Origin of the sequence: Inquilinus sp. 2KB_23 (assembly GCF_052115705.1) — a bacterium.
GTDB classification, from domain to species: Bacteria; Pseudomonadota; Alphaproteobacteria; order DSM-16000; family Inquilinaceae; genus Inquilinus; species Inquilinus ginsengisoli_A.
In genome coordinates, this window is record NZ_JBFRHF010000078.1 from 1 (window position 1) to 1,123 (window position 1,123).

A 1,123-nucleotide genomic window follows, 5' to 3' on the forward strand; every position below is an offset into this window, starting at 1 on the left:
GGCCGCGGCGCTGCGCCCGGCGCCGGGGCAGGGCGCGGCGGCCCGGGATCTGCTGGCGCTGCTGGCCGGCGGCGACCTGGTGCAGCCGGGCACCGCCCGCAAGCTGCAGGACCCGCTCAGCTTCCGCTGCGCGCCCTCAGTGCTGGGCTCGGGGTTCGCGGCCCTGGCGGCGGCGCGGCAGGCGGTGGAACTGGAGCTCTCCAGCGCCGGCGACAACCCGGCTGTCATCGCCGAGGATGCGGTGGCGCTGCCCAACGCCAATTTCGACCCGACCCATCTCGCTTTGGCCTTCGAGGCGCTGGGCGCGGCGCTGGCCCGGGTGGCGGCGGTGTCGGCGGCGCGGATCATGAAGCTGATGTCGCCGGCCTCCAGCGACCTGCCGCGCTTCCTGGCGCCGGTGCAGGACGGCAGCGCCGGCTACGGCCCGGTGCAGAAGACCGCGGCCGCGCTGGTGGCGGAGATCGGCCATCTCGCGGCGCCGATGCCGGTGGTGGTGCTGGCGGTGGCCGACGGGGTCGAGGACTACGCCACCATGGCGACCGCGACGGTGGGCAAGACCGGCGAGATCGTCGCGCGGCTGCGGCTGCTGGCGGCGGTCGAGCTGGTCGTCGCCGCCCAGGCGGTCGACCTGCGCCCCGGCATCCGGCTCGGGACGGGCAGCGCCGCGATCCACATGGCGGTGCGGGCGCTGGTGCCGCGGCTGGAGGCGGATCGGCCGGCCGCGCCCGACATCGCGGCGGTCACCGCCTTCATTGCCGAGGGTGGGCTGGAGCCGATCCTGGGCTAAGGACCGCGCCGCGCGTTGCTTCTCCCGCCACCTTTTCCGTCATTGCGAGCGCAGCGAAGCAATCCATCGGGCAGCCCGTGCGGGACCATGGATTGCTTCGTCGGCTTCGCCTCCTCGCAATTGTCTGTTGGAAAGAGGGTAGAAAGGATCATTCCGCGAGAGCGGGATGCCCCGGTCCGGGTGGCCACCCGGACCGGGGCGCGGAAAGACAGACCGCCTCGCAATCGGGCTCGACGCCCGTCGTCATCCGGGTCGTCTTTCCGCTTCCCTGGCCACGCTTGATGAGTTGAAGGGGCCTCTTCGTCCCACCGGCGAACGCCCGCAGACAATCACAAG

At 72.9% G+C, this 1,123-nt stretch carries 1 protein-coding gene; it reads left to right on the forward strand.

Going from position 1 to position 1,123, the window contains the following annotated elements; genetic code table 11:
- On the forward strand, window positions 1–787 hold a 787-nt coding region (locus AB4112_RS35960; RefSeq protein WP_441727257.1), incomplete at its 5' end, for an aromatic amino acid lyase.
- Between the last annotated feature and the right edge of the window lie 336 nt (window positions 788–1,123).